This window comes from Streptomyces sp. NPDC014623 (assembly GCF_043088245.1).
Classification (GTDB): domain Bacteria; phylum Actinomycetota; class Actinomycetes; order Streptomycetales; family Streptomycetaceae; genus Streptomyces.
In genome coordinates this window covers 366,929-379,464 of the sequence record NZ_JBIBZU010000002.1, presented here as the reverse complement: position 1 = coordinate 379,464, position 12,536 = coordinate 366,929, and the positions used below count along the sequence as shown (strand labels likewise).

The 12,536-nt window shown below is 71.2% G+C and carries 11 protein-coding genes; 6 read left to right on the top strand and 5 right to left on the bottom strand.

Going from position 1 to position 12,536, the window contains the following annotated elements:
- Position 1: 1 nt before the first annotated feature.
- Positions 2–2,431 carry a transglycosylase domain-containing protein gene (locus ACF1FZ_RS05735; RefSeq protein WP_391772096.1) on the bottom strand — a complete coding sequence of 810 codons (2,430 nt, stop codon included), beginning with the start codon at positions 2,429–2,431 and terminating at the stop codon, positions 2–4.
- 145 nt (positions 2,432–2,576) lie between these two features.
- Here ACF1FZ_RS05735 and ACF1FZ_RS05730 point away from each other — a divergent pair, with 145 nt between their 5' ends.
- Genes ACF1FZ_RS05730 through ACF1FZ_RS05715 form a run of 4 tightly spaced genes read left to right on the top strand, consistent with a single transcriptional unit; the run spans position 2,577 to position 5,968 of the window.
- Positions 2,577–3,377 (top strand): ABC transporter permease, encoded by an 801-nt coding sequence (locus ACF1FZ_RS05730; protein ID WP_391772221.1) that lies wholly within the window; start codon positions 2,577–2,579, stop codon positions 3,375–3,377.
- Complete coding sequence (locus ACF1FZ_RS05725; RefSeq protein WP_391772095.1) at positions 3,370–4,239, top strand: ABC transporter permease; 870 nt, start codon at positions 3,370–3,372, stop codon at positions 4,237–4,239. The genes ACF1FZ_RS05730 and ACF1FZ_RS05725 overlap by 8 nt, the downstream gene beginning before the upstream one ends.
- 18 nt (positions 4,240–4,257) lie before the next feature.
- The gene (locus tag ACF1FZ_RS05720) at positions 4,258–5,250 is read left to right on the top strand and encodes an ATP-binding cassette domain-containing protein (protein WP_391772220.1); all 993 of its coding nucleotides are present in this window, start codon (positions 4,258–4,260) and stop codon (positions 5,248–5,250) included.
- A 31-nt stretch (positions 5,251–5,281) separates the two neighbouring features.
- Positions 5,282–5,968 carry a DUF1707 domain-containing protein gene (locus tag ACF1FZ_RS05715; RefSeq protein ID WP_391772219.1) on the top strand — a complete coding sequence of 229 codons (687 nt, stop codon included), beginning with the start codon at positions 5,282–5,284 and terminating at the stop codon, positions 5,966–5,968.
- A 139-nt stretch (positions 5,969–6,107) separates the two neighbouring features.
- Here the strand turns inward: ACF1FZ_RS05715 and ACF1FZ_RS05710 are convergent, their stop codons facing one another.
- Complete coding sequence (locus ACF1FZ_RS05710) at positions 6,108–7,370, bottom strand: SGNH/GDSL hydrolase family protein (RefSeq protein WP_391772094.1); 1,263 nt, start codon at positions 7,368–7,370, stop codon at positions 6,108–6,110.
- A gap of 153 nt (positions 7,371–7,523) precedes the next feature.
- Between ACF1FZ_RS05710 and ACF1FZ_RS05705 the strand changes: the two genes are divergently transcribed.
- The gene (locus ACF1FZ_RS05705; protein WP_391772093.1) at positions 7,524–8,966 is read left to right on the top strand and encodes a DUF445 domain-containing protein; all 1,443 of its coding nucleotides are present in this window, start codon (positions 7,524–7,526) and stop codon (positions 8,964–8,966) included.
- A gap of 213 nt (positions 8,967–9,179) precedes the next feature.
- Here the strand turns inward: ACF1FZ_RS05705 and ACF1FZ_RS05700 are convergent, their stop codons facing one another.
- Positions 9,180–9,485, bottom strand: a complete 306-nt coding sequence (locus ACF1FZ_RS05700) for a hypothetical protein (RefSeq protein WP_391772092.1) — start codon at positions 9,483–9,485, stop codon at positions 9,180–9,182.
- 112 nt (positions 9,486–9,597) lie between these two features.
- A complete protein-coding gene (argG, locus tag ACF1FZ_RS05695; protein ID WP_391772091.1) occupies positions 9,598–11,046 on the bottom strand; it encodes an argininosuccinate synthase in 1,449 nt (482 codons plus the stop codon).
- A 128-nt stretch (positions 11,047–11,174) separates the two neighbouring features.
- Between argG and ACF1FZ_RS05690 the strand changes: the two genes are divergently transcribed.
- Positions 11,175–11,630: a hypothetical protein gene (locus ACF1FZ_RS05690; protein WP_391772090.1), complete on the top strand. Its 456-nt coding sequence runs from the start codon at positions 11,175–11,177 to the stop codon at positions 11,628–11,630.
- Positions 11,631–11,744: 114 nt separating this feature from the next.
- Here the strand turns inward: ACF1FZ_RS05690 and ACF1FZ_RS05685 are convergent, their stop codons facing one another.
- Positions 11,745–12,524: a DeoR/GlpR family DNA-binding transcription regulator gene (locus ACF1FZ_RS05685; RefSeq protein WP_391772089.1), complete on the bottom strand. Its 780-nt coding sequence runs from the start codon at positions 12,522–12,524 to the stop codon at positions 11,745–11,747.
- Between the last annotated feature and the right edge of the window lie 12 nt (positions 12,525–12,536).

Here is a 12,536-nt window from a genome sequence, read left to right as displayed (position 1 = left end):
TTCAGGGGCGGGCGGGGCCGGGGTGGGCCGTGCGGGTCCTGTTCCGCTCGTCGGTGGGGCGGTTGCCGTCCGGGGCGGTGGATTTCTTCCCGGCGGTTTTCTCCTCGGTGGGTTTCTTCCCGGCGGGTTTCCGTTCGGCGGGTTTCCTCGTGCCGGTTTCCCGGTCGCCGGCGCGTGTGGGGGCGTGGGCGGGGGAGGGGTTGCCGGGGTCCCGTGGTGCCGGGAGGGTGCCGGTGGGGTTCTCGCCGGTTTCCTGGGGGCCTGTGGTGCTTCCGGCTTCTTCTGTGTCCTCGCCCTCCGTGCTCTCGTCGCTCGCGTCCGGGTCGGGTTCCTCGGACTCTTCGGGGCCTTCGTCGGCTTCCAGTTCGAAGCCCTGCACTTCGCTGCCTTCCAGAGCGGCCCGGGTGTAGGCGGCCCAGGTCTGGGCGGGGGCGCCGCCGCCGTTCATGCGGGCGAGGCCGAGGGCGCCGTAGAGGGGTTTCTGGACGCCGGTGTCGGGGTCCTGGCCCATGACGGCGATGACGGTGGCGAGGTCGGGGGTGTAGCCGGCGAACCAGGCGGCCTTGTCCTCCTCGGCGGTGCCGGTCTTGCCGGCGGCGGGGCGGCCTGCGGCTCGGGCGGCGGTGCCGGTGCCCCCGTCGACGACGCTGCGCAGGACCGAGGTGGTGGTGTCGGCGGCTTCGCGGCTGATGGCCCGCCGGGTGTTCCTGGTGGGGAGGTCGAGTTCGGTGGCGTTCTTGCTGATCCTGGTGACGAGGGTGTGGGGGCGCTGTCTGCCGTGGTCGGCGAGGGTGGCGTAGGCGGAGGCCATGTCGAGGACGCTGGCGGTGGCGGGGCCGAGTGCGATGGAGGGGGTCGCGGTGAGGTCGGGGGTGTCCTGGGGGATGCCGAGGGCGATGGCGGTGTCCTTGACCGTGCTGGGGCCGACGTCCTGGGCCATCTGGGCGTAGACGGCGTTGACGGATTTGTCGGTGGCTTCGCGGACGGTGATGGAGCCGTAGTCGACGTCGTCCTCGTTGGCAGGCGCGTAGCCGGTGGAGCCGGTGGCGCTCTGGACGGTGCGTTTGTTCTTGCCGTCGTAGCGGGTGTTGGGGGTGATGGCGCGGTCTTTCTGTGTGGTGGACCCGTTGGCGAGGGCGGCGGCGAGGACGAAGGGTTTGAAGGTGGATCCGACCTGGTAGTCGCGGCGGGTGGCGTTGTTGACGTATTGCTTCGTGTAGTCGATGCCGCCGTAGAGGGCGACGACGTGGCCGGTGGCGGGGTCGATGGAGGCACCGCCTGCGCGGACGTTGCGGTCGGCTTCGCGTTCGTCGCTGGTCTTGGACAGGACGTTGTCCTCGACGGCTTCGACGAGGGCGTCCTGTTTTTTCTTCTGGAGGGTGGTGGTGATGCGGTAGCCGCCGGTGGAGAGGGTGTCCTCGTCGATGATCTTGTTGTGGGTGAGGTGGTCCTCGACCGCTTGGACGATGTATCCGCGCTGGCCGGAGAGGGCGGTGGCGGGCTTGACCTCGCCGGGGACGGGGAAGGCCATGGCGTCGCGGTCGGCGGGGGTGAGCCAGTCGTGTTCGACCATGCCGTCGAGTACGTAGTCCCAGCGGGCGAGTGCGGCCTTCTTGTTCTCGGGGTGGGCGACGACGTCGTAGGAGCTGGGGGCGTTGAGGAGGGAGGCGAGGTAGGCGCCCTCGCCGGTGTCGAGGTCTTCGACGTCCTTGCCGTAGTAGGCGTGGGAGGCGGCCTGGATGCCGTAGGCGTTGCGGCCGAAGTAGCTGGTGTTGAGATAGCCCTCGAGGATGTCGTCCTTGCTCTGTTCGCGGTCGAGTTTGATGGAGATGAAGAACTCCTTGGCTTTGCGGACGAGGGTCTGTTCCTGGCCGAGGTAGTAGTTCTTGACGTACTGCTGGGTGATGGTCGAGCCGCCCTGTCTGCCTTTGCCGGTGACGGTGTTCCAGCCGGCGCGGAGGGTGGCTTTGATGTCGATGGCGTCCTCGGAGTAGAAGTCGCGGTCCTCGGCGGCGAGTACGGCGTGCTGGATGGTGCGGGGGACACGGCGGAGGGGGATGTTCTCGCGGTTGATCTCGCCGTCGCGGGCGATGACGGTGCCGTCCTCGTACAGGTAGACGTTGGACTGGGCGGTCGCGCTGGCGTTGGCGGCGGGGATGTCGATGGTCCGGTAGCCGGCGATGAATCCGCCGACGAGGAGCAGCGCGAGGAGGAGCACGCCGCCGAGGACCGTGCGCCAGGTGGGGATGACGCGGCGCCAGCCGGTGCGCTTGGGCCGCTTGGGGCGTTTCGTGCGCCCTCCGGGGGCTTGTGCGCCGTTCGGGTGCTGGGGGCCGGGGGCCTGGACCGCGGCCGAGGGGTCTCGGGGGGTCCAGCCCTCGGAGCCCTGCTGACCAGGGTCTCCGCCGTGCTGCGGTGGCTCGTGGCTCATGACTGTGGAGGCTCCTCGACTGCGGATGATTTTCCTATAGTGCACTTTTCGGGCGGATAACCTCAGGATCCTCCGCGGAAATGGGGTCGCGGCGGCCGGCCGCCGCGCACTAGGGTCGTGCGCTTTGGTGGAAAAGGGGGGCGAGGTGCGGCTCTACGCCGTGGTGGCGGTCGGCGGGTTCCGGCGGCATGCCACCTATCGAGTGGCGACGTTCGCTGGTGTGTTCACCAACACCGTCTTCGGTTTCGTCCTGGCGTACACCTATACCGCCCTGTGGGACGAGCGTCCGCATCTCGGCGGTTATGACATGTCCCAGGCGCTGACCTACGTGTGGCTGGGACAGGCGCTGCTGATGACCAGCGCGATGATGGGCGGCGGTTTCGAGAGCGAGCTGATGGAGCGGATCCGTACGGGTGACATCGCGGTCGACCTCTACCGGCCCGCCGATCTCCAGCTGTGGTGGCTGGCGGGAGACCTGGGCCGGGCGGCGTTCCATCTGCTGGGGCGCGGGATCGTGCCGATGGTGCTGGGGGCCCTGGTCTTCGATCTGGCGCTGCCCGGTTCGCCCTGGACGTGGCTCGCCTTCCTGGTGTCCGTGGCGCTCGGCGTCGTGGTGAGTTTCGCGGTGCGTTTCCTGGTGGCGCTCTCGGCGTTCTGGCTGCTGGACGGGGCGGGGGCGATGCAGATCGCCGGGCTGGCCGGGCTGTTCTTCTCCGGGATGCTGCTGCCGCTGCCGCTGTTCCCCGGTGTGCTGGGAGAGGTGGCGCGGGCGTTGCCGTGGTCGTCGCTCCTCCAGGTGCCGGCCGATGTGTTCCTCGGCAGGCACGCGGGCTGGGGGCTGCTGCGGGCGTACGCCTTCCAGGCCGGCTGGGCGGCCGTGCTGCTGCTGGCGGGGCGGTTGCTGCAGTCGGTGGCGACCAGGAGGGTGGTGGTCCAGGGTGGCTGAGGTGCGGGCCGGACGGGTGGCCCGGCAGCCGGAGGCCGTGTTCGCCGAGCGGTCGCGGCTGGTGGAGGGGGTGCGGGCGTACGGGCTGATCGTGGCGATGTGGCTGCGCTCGACGATGGCGTACCGCGCGTCGTTCGTGATGACGGCCGTGGGGAACTTCCTGGTGACGGGATTCGACTTCGTCACGATCATGCTGATGTTCGGGCACGTGGACGCGTTGGGCGGTTTCACCCTGCCGGAGGTCGCGTTGTTGTACGGGACGTCGGCGACCGCGTTCGGGCTGTCCGATCTGGTGCTGGGGTCGATGGACCGGCTGGGGCGGCGGGTGCGGGACGGGACGCTCGACACGCTGCTGGTGCGGCCCGTCCCGGTGCTGGCGCAGGTGGCGGCGGACCGGTTCGCGCTGCGCAGGGTGGGGCGGATCACGCAGGGTCTGCTGGTGCTGGGCTATGCGCTGTGGACGCTCGACATCGCGTGGACGCCGCTGAAGGTGGTGATGCTGCCGTCGATGGTGCTGAGCGGTGCGGCCATCTTCGGGGCGGTGTTCGTGGTGGGGGCGGCGTTCCAGTTCTACGCGCAGGACGCCTCGGAGGTGCAGAACGCGTTCACGTACGGGGGGACGACGCTGCTGCAGTATCCGCCGACGATCTTCGCGAAGGACCTGGTGCGGGGGGTGACGTTCGTGGTGCCGTTGGCGTTCGTGAGCTGGTTGCCGGCCCTGTACGTGCTGGGCCGGGACTATCCGGTCGGTCTGCCGGGATGGGTGGCGTTCCTGCCGCCGGTGGTGGCCGCGGGGTGCTGGGTGCTCGCGGGGCTGGCGTGGCGGGCGGGGCTGCGGGCGTACCGCAGTACGGGAAGCTGAGGAGTGGGCGTGGACGACATGGACTTCATCGAGCTCGACGGCGTGGAGAAGGTCTTCGACGTACGCCGCAGGACGGGCTTCCTGCGCCGCGAACGGCGTGAGGTGCGCGCGGTGGACGGCATCAGTTTCCGGGTGCCGCGGGGGGAGATGGTGGGTTACATCGGCCCGAACGGGGCGGGCAAGTCGACGACGATCAAGATGCTGACGGGCATTCTCACGCCGAGCGGCGGGCGGCTGCGGGTCGCGGGCGTGGACCCCTCCCGGGAGCGTACGAAGCTGGCGCACCGGATCGGTGTGGTGTTCGGGCAGCGTACGACGCTGTGGTGGGACCTGCCGTTGCGTGACTCGTACCGGCTGATGCACCGGATGTACCGGATCCCTGACAGCCGTTACCGGGAGAATCTGGACCGTTGTGTCGAACTCCTGGATCTGGGGGCGTTGTTGGAGGTGCCGGTGCGTCAGCTGTCGTTGGGACAGCGGATGCGGGGGGACATCGCGGCGGCGTTGCTGCACGACCCGGAGGTGCTCTATCTGGACGAGCCGACGATCGGGCTCGATGTGATCTCCAAGGCCAAGGTGCGGGATTTCCTGCGGGATCTGAACACGGAGCGGTCCACGACGGTGCTGTTGACCACGCACGATCTGACCGACATCGAACAGTTGTGCAAGCGGGTGATGGTGATCGACCACGGTCGTCTGGTGTACGACGGTGCGCTCGCCGGGCTGCACGAGGCGGGCGGGAGCGAGCGCATGCTGGTCGTGGACCTGGAGCGGGAGATGCCGCCGATCGAGCCGGGGCCGGAGCTGCCGGTGCGGGTGGTGAAGGTGGAGGGGCCCCGGCAGTGGCTGGCGTTCCCGGCGGGGGCATCGGCCGCGCCGCTGGTGGCACGTATCGCGGCGGACTGTCCCCTGGTCGATCTGTCGGTGAGGGAGCCGGACATCGAAAGCGTGATCGCGAAGATGTACGTGTCGGGTTCTGCTCTCCAGGACCGTCCCGCGATTGCTCTATAGGGTGCGCGGTATGACAAATGAAAACCCGGACATGAGGGCCTCCGACGCGGAACGTGAGCGGGTCGCCGAGGCCCTGCGGGAGGCCGTGGCCGAGGGCCGGCTGGATATGGACGAGTTCGAGCAGCGGCTCGACGCGGCGTACAAGGCGCGTACGCACGGCGAGTTGGAGCCGATCGTCAGTGATATCCCGGTGCCGGGTGCGGTTGTGGCGTCGTCGGCGGGCCTGTCACCCGCGGCGCGCGGGGCGTCCTCGCCGGTGGACTGGTCACGGCGGATCGGTGGCCCCGCGACTTCGACGGGGGCGTTCGCCTTCTGGGGCGGGTTCGGCCGCAAGGGCAGCTGGACGGTGGGGCGGGTGTTCACCGCGTTCGCGATGTGGGGTGGCGGTGACATCGATCTGCGCGAGGCGAATTTCGAGGACCGCGAGGTCGTGATCCGCTGCTTCACCGTCATGGGCGGTATCCAGGTGAAGGTCCCGCCGAATGTGCACCTGCACGTCAACGGCATCGGGATCATGGGCGGCTTCGACGAGCAGACGAAGGACGCGGGTGAACCGGAGCCGGGCGCCCCGCGGGTGCGGGTGACCGGATTCGCGCTGATGGGCGGGGTGGGTGTGGACCGCAAGTGGAGCAAGGCGCAGCGGCAGCGGCTCAAGGAGGCGGAGCGGCTGCGGCTGGAGAAGCCGGACACGGGGGACGGGCGCAAGGAGCTCGGCTGAGCGGGGCGGTCCGACGGCGGCCGGCCCGCGACGGCGGCGTGGGCCGGCCGCACGGGCGGGCGGTCCGTTTCGCTTCGCCCGCCCGTGCTGCGTGTGGCGGCCGCCCGGCCGGGGGTGGCCAGGCCGGATGCCGTTCGTGTCAGAAGGCGTCGGCCTTCGGCGTCCCGTCCACCGCGCCGAGGTCGATGGCGTGGCCCAGGGCCCGGTAACCGGCGTCGTTGAAGTGCAGCCGGTCGCCCGAGTCGTACTCGGGCAGGATCCGGTTCGGCGCGTAGGGGTCGCGTACGGCCCGGTCGAAGTCGACGAACGCGTCGAAGATCCGGCCGGCGCGGATCTCCTCGTTGACGGCCAGGCGCACGCTGTCGCGTTCGGGGGTCCAGGTCGCGTAGCCCTGGAAGGGTGTCAGCGTCGCTCCGACGACCCGCAGGCCCTGGGCGTGTGCGCGCTCGGTGAGGGCGCGGAGCCCGGTCGTGATGCGCCGGGGGTCCGGCTCCTGGGGGTACTGCTGCACGTCGTTGATGCCGAGCGCGATGATCACGGTCTTCGCTCCGGCGACGGACAGGACGTCACGCTCGAAGCGGTGGGCGCCGCTCGGGCCGCCGACGTTCTTCACGCCGTTGCGGGTGAGCGGGCTGTCGCGCAGAAGACGATTGCCGGCGATGCCCTGGTTGGCGACCCCGTAGGCGTGCCGGAGGCGGTCGGAGAGGACGTCGGTCCAGCGGTTGTCGGCGTCGGTGGTGGAGCCGCTGCCCGCGGTGAGGGAGTCGCCGATCACCACGATCGCGCCGGGCGAGGTCTTGTTGCGGACGTCGACGGCCGTCAGGTAGCGCCACCTGGTGGTGCTCCAGGTTCCGTCGTCGTCGGCCAGGTAGGACGTCTGGTGTGTGTTGGGGTGCTGGGTGACGGGGCCGCCGGCGTACGGGGTGCGGAGGGTCACCTCCAGGTCGGTGTCGGGGGCGACGGGCACGACGACCGGGTCGCTGACGACCTGTCGGCCCGCGGCGACGGTGACGGTGGGCAGACCGCCGAAGGTCACCCGGCGGGTGTTGACGGCCGCCTGGTCGATGACGAGCGGGACGGCGCCGAAGAGGTTGGACAGAGTGATGCGGGCGGCGTCGCCGCCGACACTGGTGTGCACGATGTTGCGGATGGTGCGGCCGGGATAGCCCTGCCCGGAATTCGGCTCCGCGCTGACGGGAGCCCCGGTCCAGGTGGCGACCCAGGTGCCGGTGGAGACGGCCGGTGCGGCGGGATGACGGGCCGCCGCGTGGGCCCCGGCCCCGCTGGGCGGAGCCTGCCGCTCGTCGGTGACGAGCGCCGTACCGAACGCCACGGCGGCGGCGAGCGTGGCGGTTCCTGCTACGAGGGCGGTGAGCAGGGCGTACCCCTGGCGCCTGGGCATCTGCGGTGGTTCTCCTTGCGGTGTTCGACCCGGTGTCCGGGTTGCTCCCATGATGCGACAGGCCCTGGGGAACTCGACGTGCGGCCCAGGAGTAGGTGAGGTAGGGACAATGCGTACGGCACGGCGTGACGCGTACGCGGACGGGTGGAGCGGATGGAACAGGACGCGGGACAGGGAACGGCATCCGGGCCGGAGGACCACGGCTCCGAACGGCCTGGAGCCGCGCCACCGGGCGACGGGCCCGCACCCGGCGGACGGCCGGAGCTGGAACCCGGGGCCGGCGGCGCGGGGCCCTCCGGGGGGTCCGGCCGGCGGCCGGGGCCGGCGGCGGGCGGCTTCGCGTACACCGCCGCCGATGAGGAGAAGCGGCGCGGAGTGCGCCGGATGAAGGCCACCGCCACGGGTCTGCTCCTGCTCGTCGCGCTCGTGTACGTCCTCGCCACCTGGGCGGAGAACTCGGGTGTGGACGGCTGGCCGGGCTACGTCGCAGCGGCTGCCGAAGCGGGGATGGTCGGTGCGCTCGCGGACTGGTTCGCCGTCACGGCGCTCTTCCGCCGCCCGCTCGGTCTCCCCATCCCCCACACCGCCATCATTCCCACCAAGAAGGACCAGTTGGGAGAGTCACTCGGTTCCTTCGTCGGGGAGAATTTTCTCTCCGGAGACGTCGTGCGTGACCGCATTCACGCCCTGGGCATCGGTTCGCGGCTCGGCGCCTGGCTCGCGGACCCGGAGCACGCGGACCGGGTCACCGCCGAACTGGCCACCGCGCTGCGCGGTGCGCTGACGGTGCTGAGGGACTCCGACGTGCAGGCGGTGGTCGGGGAGGCGATCACCCGGCGGGCGGACGCGGCGGAAGTCGGCCCGGGGATGGGCAAGATGCTGGAGAAGATCGTCTCGGACGGCGGCCACCGCAGGGTCGTCGACCTCGTCTGCGTACGGGCGCACGACTGGCTGGTCCTGCACGGTGACTCCGTGATGGACGCGGTGCAGGGCGGGGCACCCGGCTGGACCCCGCGGTTCGTCGACAAGAGGGTGGGGGAGCGGGTCTACAAGGAACTGCTGCGCTTCGTCACGGAGATGCGCGACATGCCGGGACATCCGGCACGTGACTCGATCGACACGTTCCTGACGGACTTCGCCGCGGACCTCCAGACGGACACGGACACCCGGGCCCGGGTGGAACGGCTGAAGTCGGAGATCCTGGGCCGCGGTGAGGTCCAGGACGTCATCGCCTCCGCCTGGTCCTCCGTCCGTACGATGATCCTCGCGGCGGCGGAGGACGAGCGGAGCGAGCTGCGGCTGCGGGCCCGGGCGTCGCTGATGTCCCTGGGCGCCCGGCTGGCCTCGGACGAGCGGCTGCAGGCCAAGCTGGAGGGCTGGCTGGAGGACGCGGCGGCCTATGTCGTCACGACGTACCGCACGGAGATCACCTCGCTGATCAGCGACACGGTGGCCGGCTGGGACGCGGACCAGACGTCGAAGAAGATCGAGGCGCACATCGGCCGCGACCTGCAGTTCATCCGGATCAACGGCACCGTGGTCGGTGCCCTGGCCGGCCTGGCGATCCATTCGGTGTCCCACGCGCTGGGGGGCTGACCGAAGGCGTGCCCGTCCTGTCGCACGGGCAGGCCCCCGGGCCTCGCGGGAAGCCGTCCCGGCACGCGTCCCGCGGCGCCCGTGTCCGGTCCCCGGGCCGGACACGGGCGCGGTGCCGTGCCGCCGCGCCCGGTCCCCTGCTCCGGTGGGGCGTGCCCTCGTCCGCCGGTGCGTGGTGTCAGCGGCCGGCCTTCGCCGCCGGTGGTGCGCCGGTCAGCGGGCGCTGCACCGCGTGACCGCCCAGGACGCGGCGGCGACCCCGCCCGCCACGGTGAACACCGCGGGCCAGGCGCCGACCTTCTTGGCCAGGGCGTGCGACCCGGCGAAGGCGGCGACGTAGGCGACGGTCAGGCCCGTGGCCGCGCGGGCGCCCGCCTGCCGGTTCCACTCGTACGCCGCGGCCGATCCGGCGGCGGCGAGTGCGACGCCGCCCAGCGGGCGCTTCCCGGTCCAGCGGGCGATTCCGTACCCGCCGACCAGACCGCTCGCCGCCACTGCCGCTGCCGGGACCTTCGCCATTGCCGCCACCTTCGCTTTCCTGCGTGTCCGCCGGCGTGTCCGCCGTGAATCCGAGGATAAGGTCCCGGCCCGGGCGGCCGGTCACCCGGCCGTCCGACCGGTCCGGGCGCCGTCAGTCGGTGCCGAACTCCATCGCGGCGCGGTCCAGCAGCTCGTCGTCACCGGAGACCTCGCCGCGCGAGGCGATGGCCTGGGCGCCGCCCTCCGGCATGGCGCCGATCAGACCGGTCGCCGCCGCCTGTGCGGCACCGATCAGCGAGGGCTGGGACGTGCCGACGAGGCCGAGGTTCGCGAACTGTTCGAGCCTGGCGCGCGAGTCGGCGATGTCGAGGTTGCGCATGGTGAGCTGGCCGATGCGGTCCACCGGACCGAACGCCGAGTCCTCGGTGCGCTCCATGGACAGCTTGTCCGGGTGGTAGCTGAACGCGGGGCCGGTGGTGTCCAGGATCGAGTAGTCCTCGCCGCGCCGCAGCCGCAGCGTGACCTCGCCGGTGACGGCCGAGCCGACCCAGCGCTGCAGGGACTCACGGACCATCAGCGCCTGCGGGTCCAGCCAGCGGCCCTCGTACATGAGGCGGCCCAGGCGCCGGCCCTCGTTGTGGTACTGGGCGACGGTGTCCTCGTTGTGGATGGCGTTGACCAGGCGCTCGTACGCGGCGTGCAGCAGGGCCATGCCCGGCGCCTCGTAGATTCCGCGGCTCTTGGCCTCGATGATCCGGTTCTCGATCTGGTCCGACATGCCCAGGCCGTGGCGGCCGCCGATGGCGTTGGCCTCCGTCACCAGCTCGACGGCGGAGGCGAACTCCTTGCCGTTGATCGTGACCGGGCGGCCCTGCTCGAAACCGATCGTGACGTCCTCGGTGGCGATCTCGACCGACGGGTCCCAGAACCGGACACCCATGATCGGTTCGACGGTCTCCACACCGGTGTCGAGGTGCTCCAGCGTCTTGGCCTCGTGTGTGGCGCCCCAGATGTTGGCGTCGGTCGAGTAGGCCTTCTCGGTGCTGTCGCGGTAGGGCAGCCCGTGGGCCACCAGCCACTCCGACATCTCCTTGCGGCCGCCCAGCTCGGTGACGAAGTCGGCGTCGAGCCACGGCTTGTAGATGCGTAGGCGGGGGTTGGCGAGGAGACCGTAGCGGTAGAACCGCTCGATGTCGTTGCCCTTGAACGTGGAGCCGTCGCCCCAGATCTGTACGTGGTCCTCGAGCATCGCCCTGACCAGCAGGGTGCCGGTGACGGCACGGCCGAGCGGCGTGGTGTTGAAGTACGCACGGCCGCCCGAGCGGATGTGGAACGCGCCGCAGGCGAGCGCGGCCAGCCCCTCCTCGACCAGTGCCGCCCGGCAGTCGACCAGGCGCGCGATCTCGGCGCCGTAGGTCTTCGCGCGGCCGGGCACCGAGGCGATGTCGGGCTCGTCGTACTGGCCGATGTCGGCGGTGTAGGTGCACGGGACGGCACCCTTGTCGCGCATCCACGCGACCGCGACCGAGGTGTCGAGGCCGCCCGAGAAAGCGATGCCGACGCGCTCGCCGGTGGGCAGGGAGGTGAGAACCTTAGACATAGGAAGAGTATGCATTCATTCGCATGTATATGCAAATGGCCTCGTGGAGGGGTGCGGCGGGCCGGAGCGGAGGGCCGAGCGGCCTGCCGGGCGGGGGTGGGGTCCGGGCACGCCGACGAGGGGGCCTCATGGTGACGTCGGTCCGTACCGGCCTGCGTGCCGCGGTGCCGGCCGTGGTTCCGGGGGCGTTCCTGGTGGGCTGCGGCGCGGCGGCCACCACCGGCGGGCCGGGCGGTGACGTCCCGGACGTGGACCCTCCGGTCGCCGCGGCGGCTGAGGCGAAGGCTGATGAGGTGCCTCTGATGCCCGCGCCCTCACCGACGCCGACGCTCGTCATCCAGGCGGACCCGGACGCGCCGGAACTGGTCCGTGCCGCCTTCGCCGGGCTCCAGGCGACGCTGGACGGCAACTGCACCCCCGGGGACGGGAACTGTGCCTACTTCCTGGGCCGGGTACTTCCTGGGCCGGGTCGGCGGAGAGCTGAACCGTCCGGACGAGGCGAGGAAGGCCGGCAAGAAGGGGCCCGGCCGCTTCGGGGAGCCCACCGCCTGGATCGGCACCCTGCGTACGACGCCGGGCGGTGACGTCTCCACGCCGAACCCCGAGAGGCGCCGCACCGGGCTGACCGGCACCCGCGACCGCATCGACACGTGGATGCGGGACCCCCGGACGGCTGCCGCTGACCGGTGGCGGCCGGGTCACACCCGCAGCACGTCGATCCCGAGGCCGGTGAACTCCTCGACGACGTCCTCGGGGGCGTCCTCGTCCGTGACCAGGACCGACACGGCGCTGGTCTCGCACACCTGGGCGAAGGCCCGGCGCCCGAGCTTGGAGGAGTCGGCCACCACGATCACCGTGCCCGCGCACTCGGCGAGGGCGCGGTTGGCACCGGCCTCCGACTCGTCGTGCGTGGCCGCCCCGAAGCGGGGGTGCACGGCGTCCACACCGAGGATCGTGTAGTCCAGGGCGAGGGTGCGCAGGACGGAGTCGACCAGGGGGCCGACGAGCTCGTACGAGTTGGGCCTGGCCACCCCGCCGGTGACGACGATCTTCACCTGGGGGCGGACCGCCAGCTCGTTGGCGATGTTGATCGCGTTCGTCACCACGGTCAGGGCCACACCCCCGCCCGGAGGTTCCGGCCGCAGCGCCAGTTCCCTGGCCACCTCGGAGGTCGTCGTGCCGCCGTTGAGACCTACGGTGGAGCCCGCCGGGACCAGCTCCGCCGCGGCCCTCGCGATGCGCTGCTTCTCGTCGGCCCTGCGGGCCGCCTTGTAGCGCAGCGGCAGGTCGTAGGCGACCGAGCTCACCACCGCGCCGCCCCGGGTGCGGGTCAGCAGGTTCTGCCGGGCGAGCTCGTCCAGGTCGCGGCGGACGGTGGCCGCGGAACAGCCGAGCTGGTCCGCGGCCTCGACCACGTCGAGGTGGCCCTGGTCGCTGAGTATCTCCAGCAGCCGGGTCCATCGTGTGTGTGCCGCCACCTGGTCCTCCTC

Coding starts and splice junctions, on each gene's coding strand:
- ACF1FZ_RS05700 (WP_391772092.1), bottom strand. CDS start 9,485: ATGGCGAAGGTCCCGGCAGCGGCAGTGGCGGCGAGCGGTCTGGTCGGC.
- ACF1FZ_RS05690 (WP_391772090.1), top strand. CDS start 11,175: ATGGTGACGTCGGTCCGTACCGGCCTGCGTGCCGCGGTGCCGGCCGTG.
- ACF1FZ_RS05710 (WP_391772094.1), bottom strand. CDS start 7,370: ATGCCCAGGCGCCAGGGGTACGCCCTGCTCACCGCCCTCGTAGCAGGA.
- ACF1FZ_RS05720 (WP_391772220.1), top strand. CDS start 4,258: ATGGACTTCATCGAGCTCGACGGCGTGGAGAAGGTCTTCGACGTACGC.
- ACF1FZ_RS05715 (WP_391772219.1), top strand. CDS start 5,282: ATGAGGGCCTCCGACGCGGAACGTGAGCGGGTCGCCGAGGCCCTGCGG.
- argG (WP_391772091.1), bottom strand. CDS start 11,046: ATGTCTAAGGTTCTCACCTCCCTGCCCACCGGCGAGCGCGTCGGCATC.
- ACF1FZ_RS05735 (WP_391772096.1), bottom strand. CDS start 2,431: ATGAGCCACGAGCCACCGCAGCACGGCGGAGACCCTGGTCAGCAGGGC.
- ACF1FZ_RS05705 (WP_391772093.1), top strand. CDS start 7,524: ATGGAACAGGACGCGGGACAGGGAACGGCATCCGGGCCGGAGGACCAC.